The sequence below is a fragment of the Deinococcus hopiensis KR-140 genome, from assembly GCF_900176165.1.
Taxonomy (GTDB): domain Bacteria; phylum Deinococcota; class Deinococci; order Deinococcales; family Deinococcaceae; genus Deinococcus; species Deinococcus hopiensis.
In genome coordinates, this window is sequence record NZ_FWWU01000009.1 from 1,035,697 (window position 1) to 1,051,208 (window position 15,512).

Consider the following 15,512-nt stretch of genomic DNA (forward strand, 5'->3'; position numbering starts at 1 on the left):
CTGACAGGTCGGTCGCTACCGGGGCGGCTCGGCCTGGCCCCGGACGGAGGCGGAGGGCAAACCCTCCGCCTCCCGCCCCGACAGCAACTCCCGCGCGTGCGAGATGGCCGCGTCCGACGTATTGCCGCTGAGCATCCGGGCGATCTCTTCCAGGCGCTCCTGCGGGCCGAGCAGCCGCACGCGGCTGACCGTTCGCCCACCCTCCAGCTGCTTTTCCACCTTGTAGTGCTGGTCCGCGCGGGCGGCGATCTGGGCGAGGTGGGTCACGGCCAGAACCTGCCGCTCCCGGGCCAGCCGCGCGAGCTGCGCCGCCACCGCCAATGCCGCCGCGCCGCCGATCCCCGCGTCCACCTCGTCGAAGACCACAGCGGGCGTTTCGGCCCCCAGCACCGTGCTGATGGCCAGCATCACGCGCGACAGCTCACCGCCCGAGGCCACGTCCGCGAGCGGTCCCAGGTCCTCGCCGGGGTTGGCGGTGAAGTACATCGCCACGTCGCTCAGGCCGTGCGGTCCGGGCTGGCCCAGGGGCGAGAGGCGGAATTCCAGACGCGCGTGGGGCATCCCCAGCTCGCGGATGACCGCCAGCAGACTGGCGGCGAGGGGACCCGACGTGCCCGTGCGCGCCCCGTCCAGCGCCCGCCCGGCGCGGCGCACCTCTTCCAGCAGCTTCTCCACGTCGGCTTCCAGCGTGCCCGCATCCTGCTCGTCGCGGGTCAGGGCGGCGAGTTCCCGCGTGGCGTCGGCATGGAAAGCGAGCACGTCCTCCAAGGTGGGCCCGTACTTGGCGCGCAGCTTGCCCAGCGCCGAGAGGCGGCCTTCCACCCGGGCGAGTTCCTCCGGGTCTGGAGCGCTGTCCTCGGCCACGCCGCGCAGTTCGCCCGCCACCGCCTGCACGCTCTCCAGGGCCTCACGCAACTCGTTCTGGAGCTGGGCGCTCGTCTCGTCGTATTTCGCACCCGCGTTCAGCGCCCGGACTGCCTCGCTGATGAGGGCCGCCGCGTTCGCCTCGCCTTCCGAGAGCAGTTCCAGCGCGCCCGCCGCTCCCTGCGCGATGGTTTCGAGGTTCGCCAGGCGGCCCAGCTCCGCCGAGAGGGGTTCTTCCTCGCCAGGCTGCGGGGCCACCTCCGCAATTTCACGCACCTGGAAGGTCAGCAAATCGAGTTGCCGCGCCCGCTCGCGCTCGCCTGTACGCAGGGCCTCCAGACGGTTCCTGGCCTCGGTCCAGGCGCGGTACGCTGCCACGTAGGCCTCCACCTCGGCCCCCACCTGGCGGTCGAGCAGGCTGCGCTGGTTGGCTGGGGTCAGCAGGCTCACCGCGCTGTGCTGCCAGTGGATGGTCAGGCGGGGCGCGGCCCACTCGCCCAGTTCGCGCACGCTGACGACCTCGCCGTCGAGCCGGGCGGTGCTGCGGCCCTGGGCGGTCACGCGGCGGCTGGCGCTGATGTCCTCGCCCTCCCCCCAGAAGCCGGTCACGAGCAGGTGCTCCTCGCCCGTGCGAACCAGGTCCGTGTTGGCCCGCCCCCCCAGCAGCAGCCCCAGCGCGTCCACGATGATGCTCTTGCCCGCGCCCGTCTCGCCGGTAAAGGCCGAAAAGCCCGGGCGAAACTCGAGGGCCAGGTCCCGAATCGTCGCCAGGTTGCGGACCTCCAGCCGGGAAAGCAGCGGCCCCGCCCCCTGTGGTGCGGTGGGCGCGGAGGGAACCAGGGTGGGGGCAGGAGCGGTGGTGGCGCGGGCCTTGCGGGTCACGCCCCCGAGTTTAGAGCGTCCCGGGTGGGGGAGAGGGGCACGCGGCTCACGGTAGAGCAGTCCACGTCAAGGTCCTACCATGAAAGCCACGTTACGTTTCACCCATGTTCCGCAGGGAAGCGCGCCGGACAATGGGCGCGATGGGCTTCCCCGGGTTCGGCCTGGCGGGAGCGCGAAAGGAGCACCACATGAGTGACAAGGACTTGGGCGTGGACGGCGGCAAGTTGCTGCTGCTGGGGGCCCTGGGGGCCCTGGCCCTGAATGCAGAGGCGCGGCGCAGGCTGATCGGCGGTACCCAGGGCGTGCGGGACACCGCCCACGACACCCTGGAAGGTACGGTGAAGCCCGCCCTGAGCAGCGCGGCCTCGCACGCCGAAGACGCGGCGCAGGTGGTGGGAACGGCGGCCACCGCAGCCGCGCACGTTGCCACCCACAGAGGTGTCCAGACGCTGGGCATCGCCCTGGAGACCGCGCGCGGGGAGGTGCCCAGCCGCGGCCGCGCCCACGCCCTGCTGGAAACGGCTCACGACGTGGCGGGCACAGTGGCGGGGCGAGTGACCGAACTGACCCACGACGTCCGCGGGTCGGCGCAGGACATGGCGGCCGAGCGCCGCAAGCGGGCAGAACAGGCCAGGAAGGAAGCCGAAAAGAAGGCCCACAAGGCGGCGGGCCAGGCCCGCAAGGTGGCCGAGCGCGAGCTGAAGGACGCGAAGAAGGTGGCCCGGGTGAAGGTGGCCGAGACCAAGGGGCAGGCCAAGGCCCACGCCGAGAAGGTGCAGGACCTGTTCGAGTTGCAACGCCGCGACATCGAGCGTGAGCTGGGCCGTGCCCGGGCAGACGCCGAGAAGAAGTTGCGCGCCGAACGGCGTAAGTGGGACGCCGCTCGGCTGGAGCGCGAGGTGGAAAAGCGCGTGACCCCGGCCCGCAAACAGGCCGAGCGGGACCTCGCCAGGCTGCGCAAGCGCGGCGGAGCCGAGTGGCGACGCGCCGAGCCCATCCGTCTGGAGGCGAGGGGTGAGGACGAGGGCGGCAGTGGGAGCTGGATCACGCTGCTTCTCCTGGGGACGGTGGCCGTGGTGCTCGCCCGCGTACCCAGCGCCCGTCAGGCCGTGTTGAAGGCCGTCAACTCGGTGAATCCCGATGCTGCCCAGAGCCTGCACCAGGCCAGCCGCAACGTCCGCAACATCGTGGGGACCATGTGGCTGGAGGGCATCGAGGAAAACGCTCCACCCGCTCCCGCCCCTGCCCGCGCCACCCAGGCGGGCACCACGGGCGGCACCTGGGGTTCCTCGCCTGAGCCCCGCGCGCCCAGCAGCAGCGCGGGCGCGGCCGGCAACGCCCCCGCCACCAGCGTGAGCATTCCGGGAAGCCCCGCCGTCCCCACCACGACGGCCGCCAACCCTGGGCCGGCCGCGACCACGGCGGCCACGCCCGCGACCACGGATCTGGCGGGGGGCAGCGCCCCGAACCAGGGCGACACGGCCAGCAAGAGCAACTGACCTTTCCCACACGCCTCTCCGGGCCGTTGACCGGGGAGGTCTTCTCATGACCTCCCGGTTCTGGAAAGCCGCGCGGTACACTGGGCGCGATGTCCGCCCCCGACGCGCCTCTCGCCCTGATCGGTTATCCCTCGCCCACCGCCCGCGCGCTGCGGGACCTCGGTTTGATCGCCGTGGGGGTGCCCGTAGACGATCTGCCCGCGGTGCTGGAAGCGTGCCGCGTGCTGCGCTTCACGGGCGCGCTCGTCCACCCCTCGCAGGAGCGGGCCGTGGTGGGAGCGGTGAGCCCCGATCCCGACGCGCGGCGGGCAGGTCGGGTGGACGCGGTGGTCCTTACGGGAGGCGTGGGCGGTGGCGGCGCGCACGGCACCTACAGCCTCACCGACGCGCTGATGGATACGGTGGAGGCCAGCGGCTACGCGGCGCGCGGCGCGTCGGCCCTCTTCGTGGGGAGTGGCACGGACCTCTCGCAGGCGCTGCCGCTTGTGCGCCTCGGCTTTGCGCAGGTGGGCCTCGCCGCTGACACCGTGCCTGAGGCCGAGCGCCTGGCCCGTGACCTGCCCGCCAGTGTGCGCGGCTACGCCCTGAGCCGCCGCGACCCCACCCTGCGCTCGCTCGCCGAGCGCGCGGACCTGATCGTCCTCACGGGCGGCACCCTGCCCCCCGGCCTCCTCCAGCCCTACCACACCCTCGCAGACCTCACCGGGCACGCCCAGACGGGTGCCAGCGGAGCCGCCCGCCTGGACCTCTCCGGGCTGCCCGGTCTGCGCCTCTCCCGCCAACTGCTTCAGGCCACCGGACAGCGCTTTCTGCCCGAGGCACTGGGCGGGGTGGTGGGCGTTTTGGGCTAGCGCATGGGGGGGAATGGGGCCATTCCCCCCATGCCGGTTCATGCTCGCTCGCCGGGCTCGGTCAAAAAGAAGTCCGCACTTCGACACCTGCTCCAGGTGCCAAGAGCAGAAGGCAGAGAGCCCTTCAGGGCTCTCTGCCTTCTGCCTACTGCGTCCCTACTGCGTACTGCGCGGGTCCATTACGTCTCGCAGGCCGTCGCCGAGCAGGTTGAAGCCCAGCACGGTCAGGAAGATGGCGAGGCCGGGAAACACCATTGTCCACGGCGCGTCCACGTAATACTGGCGCGAGTCGCTGATCATGGTGCCCCACTCCGGCAGGGGCGGCTGCGCGCCGATGCCCAGAAAACCCAGCGCGGCGACCTCGATGGTGGCGGTGGCGATGCTCAGCGCGCCCTGCACGATCAGCGGCGAGAGGCTGTTGGGCAACACGTGCCGAAAGATCATGCGGCTCTGGGTGGCCCCCAGCGCGCCCGCCGCCTGCACGAACTCGCGCTCGCGCACGCTGAGCACCACGGCGCGGGCCAGGCGCACATACACCGGCACCTGCACCAGCGACACGGCCAGCATGGCGGTCACGAGCTGCGGGCTGTGCAGCGCAAACAGCTGGTCCATCCCCCGGATCAGCAGCGGTGGGTTGTCGCTGGAAAAGATGCTGGCAAAGCCGATGGCGAGCAGGATGGACGGAAACGCCAGCATCACGTCGCTGAGGTAGCCCGTGAGCGCGTCCAGCCACCCGCCGAAGTACCCCGAGACGGTGCCCAGCAGCGTGCCCACAACAAGCGCCAGCAGGGTGCTGAGCACGCCCACCTTCAGGCTGAGTTGCGCGCCGTGCAGCACGCGTGTGGCGACGCTGCGGCCGAGGTTGTCTGTGCCAAAGGGCGCGGCCCAAGCGTTTACCTGCCCGCTCACCGGATCGCGGTAGATGTCTGCGGTGTCCTTATTCCACAGCGCCTCGACGGACGGCGGCTTGAGGTTCAGGCGGTAGTTGCGGTCTGTGGTGGGATCGTAGGGCTTGATCACGGGGGCGAGCAGCGCCAACAGCGCGAACAGCGCCACAATGACAGCCCCCGTTTTGCCCGGAGTGGAGCGCCGAAAGCGCCGCCAGAAGATGCTGGGCTGCCGCTTTGGCTTGGCCTGGGGAGGGGAGAGGGTGGTCATGGGTACCTCATTACCTGTATTGAATCCTGGGGTCCAGCGTCGCGTAACTCAGGTCCACCAGCAGGTTGACCACGCTGACCACCAGCGCCGCGAAAATCACGCCGCCCTGAATGATCGGATAGTCGCGCTGGCTGATCGCCTCGTACACCCACGAGCCCAGGCCCGGCCACGAGAAGATGGTCTCGGTGAGCACCGCGCCGCCGAGGAGGGCCCCGGCCTGCAGGCCGATCACGGTCACCACGGGCAAGAGGGCGTTTCTGAGCGCGTGCTTGAGGGTCACGGTGCGGCCCGTGAGGCCCTTGGCGCGGGCCGTCCGCACGTAGTCCTGCCCCAACACCTCCAGCAGGCTGGCGCGGGTGATGCGCGCGATAATCGCCAGCGGAATGCTGCCGAGCGCGATGGCAGGCAAAATCAGATGCCGCAGTGCGTCCCACGCCGCAGCAGGTTGACCGCGCAGCAGGGCATCAAGCACGTAGAAATTGGTGATGGGCTGCAGGGTGTTCTCATTGCCCAGGCGGGCGCTCGGGGGCAGCCAGCCTAACTTGACGCCGAAGAAGTACGCCAGCAGCAGCCCCAACCAAAACACCGGCATGCTGACGCCCACCAAGCTAATGGTGGTAGCGATGTTGTCCCAGATGCTGTTGCGCCGCAGCGCGGCCAGAATGCCGGCGGGCATCCCGATCACGAGGGCGAACAGCAGCGCGGCAATGCTCAGCTCCGCCGTGGCGGGAAAGCGCGAGGCCAGCTCGTCGCGCACGGGGATGTTGCTCTTGATGCCGGTGCCCAGATTGCCACGCGCGAGTTGCGACACGTAGCGCGGATACTGCGCGTCCAGCAGGTGCGCGGGGTCTTTGTAGTTCACAAACCAGGGTTTGTTCAGCCCCAACTGCTCGCGGAGTTTCGCGGCAGCGGCGGGGGTGGCGCGCTCACCCAGCATGGCGACGGCCGGGTCACCGGGAATTGAGCGCACGAAGGCAAACACCACCACGCTGATGCCCAGCATGACGAGCAGGGTGCGCAGGATGCGGCGGATCAGGTAACTGCCCAAAGGCGGGCCTCCTTTCTGATAGGCGGACACGCGGGGCGGGGCCATCTCCGCGCCCGCGTCCCGCGTGTCTTATGCCGGAGGAAAAGAGGCCAGGTCGCCCCTCTTCCTCCAGTCGGCGTTACTTCTTGCCCGTTACGGTGATGGTGTTAAACGCCTCGCTGCCCAGGGGGCTGGGCACCCAGCCCTTCACGTACGTGCGGGCGGCAGCCAGGGGGTTGGAGTGGACCACCGGAATGCGGTAGTTCTCGCGGTAGGTGATCTCGTGCAACTGCGAGTAGATCTTGGCCTTCTCGGCCTGGCCGACAGCGGCGCGGCCCTGCTGCAGCAGCGTCTCGACGTTGGCGGGGTTCCAGTTGATGTCGTCACTGGCGTTCGCGCCGTAGTAGGCGCTGTAGAAGTTGTCCGGGTCGCCGTAGTCGCCCGTCCAGCCGATCATGTACATGTCGAAGCCGGGTTCCTTGTTGCGGTCGTCGAGGTACTTGGCCCAGTCCTCGGTCTTAAGGTTGACCTTGATGCCAATCGCGCTGAGGTCCGCCGCAATCGCTTCCGAGATGGGCTTGGGATTGGGGAAGTACGGGCGGCTGACGGGCATGTACCAGAAGTCCAGGGAAAAGCCGTTGGGGTAACCCGCGTCCGCCAGCATTTTCTTGGCCGCTGCCGGATCGAACTTGTAGTCGGCGGGCACGTCCTTGGAGTTGGCCCAGCCGAGCACCGGGGGCAGGAAGGAGGCGTTGCTGGTGCCCAGTCCGTTCCAGAAGGCGTCGGCGATGGCCTTCTTGTTGATTGCCATGGAGATCGCCTGACGCACCTTGTCGTTTTTCAGGTACTGGTTGCGGTTGTTCATGCTGACGATGCCCACGTTGAACGAGGGCCGTTTAACCGCCACGAGGTTCTTGTCGCTCTGCACGCTCTTCAGGGCGTCGGGCGTCAGGTCGTTGGTAAAGTCGATGGTCCCCGCTTTAAGTTCGTTCAGGCGCTGCGACGCGTCTTTGATCGCGCGGACGACGAGCGAGTCCACGCGCGGCTTGGCTCCCCAGTAGCTCTTGTTGGGGCTGAGGATCACCCGGTCACCCGTGCGCCACGACTGGAAGATGAAGGGCCCGGTGCCCACGGGGGTGCTGGCCGGCGTGCCGTATTTGGCGCCGTCCTTCTTGATTGCCGTGGGGCTGGCGATGCCGAAGTACCCGGCGCCGATCACGCTGGGGAACACGCTCGAAGGCTTGTTCAGGTCGAAGCGCACCGTGTAGTCGTTGACCTTCACGATGTTCTTGATAACGGCGGTGGCGTCGCCCTTGAAGCCGCCGAGCAAGTCGCCCATGATCTCGAAGGTGCGGCCCTGGTCGCGGAAGCCGTAGGGGTGGCTCTTGTCCCACCAGCGGCTCACGTTGAACACCACGGCGTCAGCGTTGAACGGCGTGCCGTCGTGGAACTTTACGTTGCGCCGGAGGTTGAAGGTCCAGCTCGTCGCGTCCTTGTTGGCCTTCCAGCTCGTCGCCAGGCCGGGGGTGGTGTCGGTGGTGCCGTCTTTGAAGTCCACCAGGGTGTCGTAGATCTGGCGCTGCACCAGGATGGAGATGCCGTCGGTGATGTTGCCGGATTCCAGGCTGACGGGGTCGCCGTTCGCGCCGAACACCAGCGTGGCGGCCCCGGCGGTCGGGAGGGTGGCAAGCAGGGCAGTGAGAAGCAGTTTCTTCATGAAGCCTCCGTCTGCCGCATTCACGCGCCGTGCCCCTGACCCTGAGGGGAAGAGGCAGCGGAAAGTGAAGGGCAGGTCAAAAACACAGGTGTGCCCCAGCGTAGGGGTCTGTCTATAGGACTGTCAAGGTGAGCACGCCGAGAAAACGAAGCAGGCGGGTGAAAGCATATGCACGGCCAGGACGCTTTTTTCACTCCTCTTTCCAGGGTCTTGCCGCCTCAGGGGGAGGTGTGGGCGTCCACACCGGCATACAGGAAGAGACCCCCACGGGAACGGGGGGCGCACAGCCTCCCGTCCACTTTGCAAGTATGCACTCTAGACGGTGGGCGGATTGCTCGGCGCCGGCGCCGGGGCGCCCCACCCCTTGCGCAGGCAGATCAGGGCGCCGGCGTCAAGTCGCCCAACTCCACCTGCGGCTGGGCCGGTCCCAGCGTGGCCTGACGCTCGGCGCCCGCCTCGCCCGCCTCCCCGTAGATGCCGTTGGCGTTGCGGTCCCGCCCAGCGGTCACGGTAAACGTCGCGTCGGGCAGGTAGGCGCTGAAGCGCCCGAGGTTGTCCAGGGCGGGCTGGAAGGCGTCGCCGCGGTCACTCTGCAGCCGCAGTCCCAGCGTATCGCTGACGGCCGGAGCGCCCAGCGCCGCCGCCGGATCGATCATGCCGAAGCCGAAGTCCTCGTCGCGTCCCCTCGCCCCGAGGTCCGTGGCGGTGGCGGTCATGCGGGCCAGCGTGTCGCCGCGCCCCTGCGTGACCCCCTTGCTCAGCAGCAGCGCGGCCAGGGCGCTGACCTGCGGCGCGGCCTGACTCGTGCCCACGTGGCTGTCGTAGATGGGCTGGTTCTTGGTGTAGTCCCACTCGGTGGAAAAGATCTGATCGGGGTAGGGCTTGTCGTTGAGGGTGCCGCCATTGTACGTCGTTCCCGCGTCGCTGCCGCCCGGGGCCGAGAGCATCACCTGCGGGTAGCTGTTGCTGTAGCGGGCGTGTTCCGGTGCGCTCGCGCCCGAGAGGGTCACCGCGCCCACCGCCACCGCGCCCTCACAGGCGGCGGGGTAATAAGGCTCGCTGCTGTAGCCGTTGCCCGCCGCCACCACCACCAGCGTGTCCCGGGCACTGACCTCCGCCACGGCCTCGCACATGGGCCTCGCTTCGGCCACGCTGATTGCTCCGCCCAGGCTGAGGTTGATGACCTGCGCCGGGTGCGGGTTGGTGAAGGTCTTGCCCTCCAGCGTGACGCTTATGCCCGAGGCGTAGCGCAGCGCGTTCACCACATCGGCCACCTCGGCGTTGCCGGAAGCGTCGATCACGCGCACAGGCAGCACCTTGACCGGGGCCCTATAGGACGCGCCCACCACGCCGCTCTTGCTGCACGCGTCGCAGCCTGGAAACGCCGCGTTGGTGCCCCAGCGCGCGGCGATGATGCCCGCCACGTGGGTGCCGTGGCTGCCGCCCGTCGTCCGGTTCGGCGTGCTGGGATCGGTGGGATCGGTGTCGGCCCCGTCGTCATCGCCGTTGGCCGTGTTCGTGAGCACGTCCAGCGCGCCCTCGCCCGGTCCGTACAGCTGGCCCTGCAGGTCCGGATGATCGAAGCGCACGCCCGTGTCGATCACGGCCACCGTCACCGGCTTGTTGTATGCGCCCGACGCCATGTCCCGCCACACCGCGCCGTAGCCCAGCAACTTGAAGCCCCACTGCAGCCCCGCGTACTGGTCCGGGGGAACCACGGGCGCGGCCAGCGCCTGGCTGCCCAGTTCTTGCGCGCCCAGCACCGCATTTGGGACGGCGTATTCCACGTTGGGATCACCGCGCAGCACCTCCAGGGCGGCCTCCACGTCCGTCACGTCCAGCGCCACGCGGCGGCCCCCGAGATCCTCCCCCGCGTTGGTGGTCAGCCCCAGCCGGGCGAGGGCCGAACGGGTGGAGGAGAGGGCCGCGTCGCCCGCGCTGCTCACCCCCAGCCGTCCCAGCGCGGTGGCCTGCGCCGCTGCCGAGCGGTACTTGACGATCACGCCCCGCGCGTCTTGCGGAGCCCGCGCATTCACGCCGGTGCCCTTCCCCACGTCGCTGCCCTGGACCGTGGCGGCGTCCACGACGCGGCCGCGCAGCACGTACTGGTCGGCGGTGACGTTCCAGGTGCTCGTGCCGCTCGCCCCGCCCTGGGTCCAGTTCACCCGCACGGCGGCGCTGAGTTTGGCCTGATCGGCGGTGGTGGGCGTGCCCTGCGCGCGGTCGGCGGTAAAGGTCAGCGTGATGGGGCCGGTCCCGCTTGTCGGGGTGACCTTCAGCCAGGCGGGCAGGCTGCCCGTATCCACCCGCCAGCTCACGCCCGACACCTGCGTGCCACCGCCGGTGAGGGCCGTGCCCAGGTTGACGTCCGGGCCGTCGGCGGTGGGCGAGGCGGGCATGGACGGCGTGCAGGCCGTGACGAGCAGCGCCGCAGTCAACAGGGCAAGCGGGAGTTTCATGTCCCTCCCAGCATGGCGTATGGCGGCTGACGGGAGATGAAGCGCCCGCGACATCCTCCCCATCTGGCGGGGCACAATGGCGGGCGTGCCCAGTGGACGCGTTCACAACCTCATCAACATCGCCGCCTACAGCGTCCTCGCCGCCGGGGTCCTCGTCGCCACCCGGCAAAGCCTCGTGGCAGTCGCGCCTGCCCAGGCCCTGAACTTCACCCTGGGCTTTTTTGCCGGCACCTTCTTGCTCTCGCCGGACCTGGACCTCGCCGACGGGCAGGTGGACAGCAAGCGGCGCTGGGGGCCACTGGGCGTCCTGTGGGTGCCTTACGGCCGGATGTTCAGTCACCGGGGCCTCTCGCACACCTGGTTGCTGGGGCCGCTGACCCGGCTGGTCTACCTCGGCCTGATCGTGGGCTTTGCCGCGGGGCTGCTGCGCTTCGCCTGGCCGCAGATGCCGCTGCCCGCCCTCACGCTGCCGCAACCCCTTGGCCTCAAGGTGTTCGCGCCCCTGCTGCTGGGGTATTACGTCAGCCAGTGGCTGCACCTGATGGCCGACGGCGTGCGCCCGGACCACGGGATGCGCCACGGCATGAAAAAGGTGCGTCAAGTGAGGAAAAGGCTCTGAGCCGGAGGGCCTGCGGCCCGGAGTTCCGGCTCAGACGGGCCAGGTTCCGGGCCCACTTCCCCGCACCGGCCGTTCGTCTGGACCCAGGCGCCGCTGTCCTTCCCGGTGGCGCTGGCCGCCTTGCTGGTGACGCGGGACCCGCTGCGCGTCCTGGCCCGAACTGCCGAAAACAGCAGGGTTCGGGACCCGCTGGAGAAACGGTCCTGACGGGCAGGACGCGCCTCACTCCACCCGCGTCTGGAAGACCATCACCTCGCTCGCCTCGGTCACGGGGCCGCCCTGAAAGCTCCCCGTCACGCGCGGCGGTCCGAAGCCTGCGCAGCGCAGCAACCACTCGACCTCATAACGGGTGTAGTAGCGCTGGGTCAGGGTATAGGGCCGCCGGGTGACTGCGCCGCCGGGGGCCGTGGTGTCCACGAAGTATTCGGTGGTCAACATCTGGTGGGGCGCGTCGTGGCGCTGAATCAGGAACACGTCGGTCCTGGCCCCATCGGGGTGGTAAAAGGTCTCCCCCTCGTGCCGCAGCGTGTTCATCGCGCCCAGACGGGGCACATACAGGTCAAAGACGAACGCGCCGCTGGGTTGGAGATGCTGGCGGACGTTTTGCAGCGCTTCCAACTGCTCCCCAGGCGTGTACAGGTGCATCAGGGCATTGAAGGGTGCGATGACGAGGGCAAAGCGTTCCTCCAGCCGGAAGGTCCCCGCCTCGCCCTGCACGAAGTCGAGCCGCAGGCCCTCTGCCCGCGCCCGTTCCTGCCCGCGTTCGATCATGCGCGCACTCGGCTCCAGCCCCAGCACCGAGACGCCCCGCCGCGCGAGAAAGGCGGTCACGCGGCCTGTGCCTGCGCCAATTTCAAGCACCCGCCCGCCCACCCGCTCGGCCACCCCCGCGTAGAAGTGCAGGTCATCGCGGTACACGTCGTACTGGCGATCATAAAGCTCTGCGAAGTCGTCGTAGTTCACGGCGTGTCCACCAAATGGGGCACGCGGCCCAGCTTGTGCAGCAGCGCCGCCGCCGCCCGGTCTGCCGCGTCGGGCACGCCGAGGGCGCGGGAGGCTGCACTCAGCCGGGCGTGTTCGTCGCCGTCGAGGGCCCGCAGGACTGCGGAGCGCAGCCCACCGATGTCCTGCGCCCAGAGGGCCGCGCCGTGCCGCACGAGGTAGGCCGCGTTCTTCTCCTCCTGCCCGGGAATGGGCTCGTGAAGCACCATCGGCGCGCCGAGCGCCGTTGCCTCGGCCACCGTCAGGCCGCCCGCCTTGCCCACGACGAGGTCCGACGCCGCGAGCAGTTCGGGAAAGTGGAGCGTGTAGCCCAGCGAATGCACCGTCGCGCCGCCAATTCGCCGGACTCCCCGCTCGGTCGCTCCCGCGAGCACAAGCACCTGCACGTGGCGGCCCAGATTGCTCAGTTCGGCCAGCACGCGGGCCTGGGCATGGTAGATGCCGGTGCCACCGCCCGACAGCAGGACCAGGGGCAGGTCTGGGCGCAGACCGTGTTTTTCCCGCAGTGCTCTACGGTCCGCGCCCAGCAGCCCGCGGTACACCGGGCTGATGGGAATGCCCGTCACGGCCACGTTCTCGTCCCGGATGCCCCAGCGCGCGGCTTCCTCGCGGCCCTCGGGATTTGCCACCATCAGCAGTTGGGCCTCGTGCCGCGCGGAGTGGTGATGAACGTAGTAGTCCGTGACGATCAGGGCAATGGGGAAGTCGGCCCGGAGCCGCCGCCGCACGCCGTCCGCCACGCCCACGGGGGTGGGGTGGCCGCACACCACCACGTCGGGCCGCAACTCGCGCAACTCGGGCAGCATGCCGCGCTGGCCCAGCCAGTTAAAGGCGTTGGCGAGAATCCAGGGCTCGTCTTCCCGGTCCATCAGGTGGTAGAAGCGGCGGTAGACGCCCGGCGCGTACTTCAGCCAGGCGTGGTACAGCCCCACCGTCACGGCCTTTTCCCAGGCGTTGCCGTAGGTCACGTAGTCGCGGTGCCGCACCCGGACGGGGGCGCCCGCGTGCCGCAGCGCTCCTTCCAGCGCCTCGTTTGCCTGCTTGTGCCCGCTGCCGAAGGAGGCCGAGAGGATAAAGACGTTCAGGTCCGGGCCGGGCGACGTGGCCCTGGAGAAGGCCTCGGGCCACCTTCCCCGGTTCGCGCCGTCCCCTCTGCCTTTCATCACGCCCGCCTCAGCTGCCACAGGCCCAGCGCTGCGAACAGCACGTTCGCCAGCCACACGCCCACTTCCGGCAGGGCGGGCATGGCTCCGGCCAGCGTCAGTCCAGCGAAAAAGACGAGGTAGTACCCCACGGCGATCAGGAGGGCGATGCCCAGGCTGACCCCCAGCGTGCGCCCGTAGCGCAGCGCGAACGGCAACGAGGCCAGCGCCAGGACCAGATTGGCGAAAGGCAGCGCCACCTTGCGGTTGAGCGTCAGCCGCGCCTCCTGCCGGTCCACCGGCGTGACCCCCGCCGCCGTCAGCTTGCGGTGCAGTTCCGGCCAGCCCTCCATGTCCGCCCCGATGACGTCCGCGTACTGGGCGATGGCCTGCTTGCGCGACATCCCCGTGTCGAGGTTCAGCGCCGCCTCTGCGGTTTCCGGCACCACCACGTTCTCAAAGACGTTCTGCACCGCTGTCCGGAAGGCCGCCGGATCGTTGTCCGGCACCCCTGCGAGTTTGGCCGCCTCCCCGTAGTTCACGGTAAAGACCTGATACCCGTACAGGCCCAGTTTCCGGTTCTCGAAAGTGCCCCGGTCCGCGAAGATGACCGTGCCTCGGCGGGGATCGTCACGTTCCCAGCGCTCCACCCTCACCCCCTGAAGCTCGCGCTTCTGGTGGTCATACCCCCGGATAGAGACGGTCAGGTTGTTGCCCAGGTCCACCGTCTTGCCCACGAGTTGCGACAGTCCCCCGCCTGTCAGTACGTCCCAGTACAGGCCGCGCGTTTCGAGGTTGGCGTGGGGCGCGGTCCACAGGCTCAGCCACACCGCCAGCGCCGTGACGAAGGAGGCCACCACCGCCACGGGCCGCGCGATGCGCCCCAGCCCAATTCCGCCCGAGCGGATGGCGATCAGCTCGCGCTCGGTGGCGAGGCGGCCAAAGGCCACGACGGTCATCAGCACGGCGGCCATGGGCAGCACCTTCACCAGCGTGTCGGGTACCTGGTACGCGATCCACCGCCCGATAAGGGACAGCGGCACGTGACGCAGCCACTGGCTGGAGATGAAGAAATACCCGAAGCTCAGCACCGACGTGAACAGCAGCGTGCCCGCCAACAGCGGCGGCAGCAACTCCCGGGTGACGTAGCGGGTGAGGCGGGTCACCCCATGCCCCTGGTGCCGGGCGTGGAGCGTGGAGGGCGAAGCGTGGAAGGTGGAGCCGCCCCCGCCCCCGCTCTCCACGCTCCACGTCCCACGGCCCTCACCCCTTTGCCACCGCGAAGAGAATCGTCGCCTCCGCCGCCACTTGTCCGTCCACCTCGGCGCGGCAGGTGGTCTTGCCCAGACCCCGGCGCAAGAATTCCAGCTTTGCGTGCAGGTGCAGCTGGTCGCCGGGAATCACCTTGCGCTTGAAGCGGGCTCCCTCCACCCCCGCGAGGTAGCCGATGGTGCCGGGTTCCATTTCACCGTGCAGGCAGAACATACTGGCCTGCGCGAGCGCTTCCACAATCAGTACGCCGGGCATCACGGGTTCCTGCGGAAAGTGACCGGGGAAAAAGGGCTCATTGACCGTCACGTTTTTCAGCGCGTGGACCTCGCCGCCCTCGGCGCGGAGGACCCGGTCCACCAGGACGAAGGGAAAGCGGTGGGGCAAGATTTTCAGTACGTCCTGAATCAGCATGGGTTCCATGACTCGTTCTCTCCTGCGGAAGCCAGATGTGGAGGGTGAGAAGCGGAAGCCCCTCGCGCCCTCCGGCGGCCAAAACGCCCTGAGGGTAGCACGCGTATCTGACGCTGCCTGCGCCGCTTTTTGGCCGGACGTTCAGCTCCTGGGCTTGACGTAGGCCGTCAGGGCCGCGAGCAGGCTGGTCAGGACGGTCAGGCCCAGCGCGCGGGAAAAACCAACCGTCTGGCTCAGGCCCGCCTGGCCGGTCAGCAGCGTTTCCAGGGTGCCCACCGAACGCAGCCACAGCGGCGCGCCCGGGTTGAGGTTGGCGAAACTCCCCAGGGTAAACACGGCCAGCCCCAACGTGACGAGGAACAGCAGGGCGAACCCCAGCCAGTTCAGAATCCGCACGGTTGTGTCCACCTTGCCTGCGCCCTCAAGCCCATAGATGCGCGGCATTCTAGCGGGCCCGGGTGCGCTTCGTCCTTTCCATTTCTGCGCAGGCCGCGTCGCCAGCCCCCAGCTCTTATGATCGGGGAGGGCCGCAGTCGGTGGCGTTCCCCCGCGGCCTGTTCAGAACGGCAGCTGCCGCAGCGCGTGACGTGTACCCGCCGACTCCCCCGA

General features: G+C 69.2%; 13 protein-coding genes. 3 read left to right on the top strand and 10 right to left on the bottom strand.

Features of this window, described 5'->3' with window-relative positions:
- Nucleotides 1-15: 15 nt before the first annotated feature.
- A complete protein-coding gene (recN, locus tag B9A95_RS18585; RefSeq protein ID WP_084048654.1) occupies nt 16-1,746 on the bottom strand; it encodes a DNA repair protein RecN in 1,731 nt (576 codons plus the stop codon).
- Between the two features lie 188 nt (nt 1,747-1,934).
- Between recN and B9A95_RS18590 the strand changes: the two genes are divergently transcribed.
- Both B9A95_RS18590 and B9A95_RS18595 read left to right on the top strand, forming a co-directional pair.
- Nucleotides 1,935-3,245, top strand: a complete 1,311-nt coding sequence (locus tag B9A95_RS18590) for a hypothetical protein (RefSeq protein WP_139806880.1) — start codon at nt 1,935-1,937, stop codon at nt 3,243-3,245.
- An 89-nt stretch (nt 3,246-3,334) separates the two neighbouring features.
- On the top strand, nt 3,335-4,096 hold the full coding sequence (locus B9A95_RS18595) for a shikimate dehydrogenase (RefSeq protein ID WP_084048656.1): 762 nt from the start codon (nt 3,335-3,337) through the stop codon (nt 4,094-4,096).
- A gap of 156 nt (nt 4,097-4,252) precedes the next feature.
- Here the strand turns inward: B9A95_RS18595 and B9A95_RS18600 are convergent, their stop codons facing one another.
- From B9A95_RS18600 to B9A95_RS18615, 4 genes are all read right to left on the bottom strand, one after another.
- Nucleotides 4,253-5,254 carry an ABC transporter permease gene (locus B9A95_RS18600; RefSeq protein ID WP_084048657.1) on the bottom strand — a complete coding sequence of 334 codons (1,002 nt, stop codon included), beginning with the start codon at nt 5,252-5,254 and terminating at the stop codon, nt 4,253-4,255.
- A 10-nt stretch (nt 5,255-5,264) separates the two neighbouring features.
- Nucleotides 5,265-6,302: an ABC transporter permease gene (locus tag B9A95_RS18605; protein ID WP_084048658.1), complete on the bottom strand. Its 1,038-nt coding sequence runs from the start codon at nt 6,300-6,302 to the stop codon at nt 5,265-5,267.
- A 118-nt stretch (nt 6,303-6,420) separates the two neighbouring features.
- The gene (locus B9A95_RS18610; protein WP_084048659.1) at nt 6,421-7,998 is read right to left on the bottom strand and encodes an ABC transporter substrate-binding protein; all 1,578 of its coding nucleotides are present in this window, start codon (nt 7,996-7,998) and stop codon (nt 6,421-6,423) included.
- 377 nt (nt 7,999-8,375) lie between these two features.
- The gene (locus tag B9A95_RS18615) at nt 8,376-10,457 is read right to left on the bottom strand and encodes a S8 family serine peptidase (RefSeq protein ID WP_084048660.1); all 2,082 of its coding nucleotides are present in this window, start codon (nt 10,455-10,457) and stop codon (nt 8,376-8,378) included.
- An 85-nt stretch (nt 10,458-10,542) separates the two neighbouring features.
- Between B9A95_RS18615 and B9A95_RS18620 the strand changes: the two genes are divergently transcribed.
- Nucleotides 10,543-11,076: a metal-binding protein gene (locus B9A95_RS18620; RefSeq protein ID WP_170928708.1), complete on the top strand. Its 534-nt coding sequence runs from the start codon at nt 10,543-10,545 to the stop codon at nt 11,074-11,076.
- Nucleotides 11,077-11,298: 222 nt separating this feature from the next.
- On the opposite strand, the gene B9A95_RS18625 is transcribed toward B9A95_RS18620, so the two are convergent.
- The 5 genes from B9A95_RS18625 to B9A95_RS18645 form a co-directional block, all read right to left on the bottom strand.
- Nucleotides 11,299-12,039, bottom strand: a complete 741-nt coding sequence (locus tag B9A95_RS18625) for a class I SAM-dependent methyltransferase (RefSeq protein ID WP_084048662.1) — start codon at nt 12,037-12,039, stop codon at nt 11,299-11,301.
- On the bottom strand, nt 12,036-13,241 hold the full coding sequence (locus B9A95_RS18630; protein WP_084048663.1) for an MGDG synthase family glycosyltransferase: 1,206 nt from the start codon (nt 13,239-13,241) through the stop codon (nt 12,036-12,038). Before B9A95_RS18630 ends, B9A95_RS18625 begins: the two co-directional genes overlap by 4 nt.
- Nucleotides 13,241-14,386 (bottom strand): LptF/LptG family permease, encoded by a 1,146-nt coding sequence (locus tag B9A95_RS18635; protein WP_084050823.1) that lies wholly within the window; start codon nt 14,384-14,386, stop codon nt 13,241-13,243. Before B9A95_RS18635 ends, B9A95_RS18630 begins: the two co-directional genes overlap by 1 nt.
- 97 nt (nt 14,387-14,483) lie before the next feature.
- On the bottom strand, nt 14,484-14,912 hold the full coding sequence (gene fabZ / locus B9A95_RS18640; protein WP_084048664.1) for a 3-hydroxyacyl-ACP dehydratase FabZ: 429 nt from the start codon (nt 14,910-14,912) through the stop codon (nt 14,484-14,486).
- Nucleotides 14,913-15,044: 132 nt separating this feature from the next.
- The gene (locus B9A95_RS18645; RefSeq protein WP_084048665.1) at nt 15,045-15,347 is read right to left on the bottom strand and encodes a hypothetical protein; all 303 of its coding nucleotides are present in this window, start codon (nt 15,345-15,347) and stop codon (nt 15,045-15,047) included.
- Between the last annotated feature and the right edge of the window lie 165 nt (nt 15,348-15,512).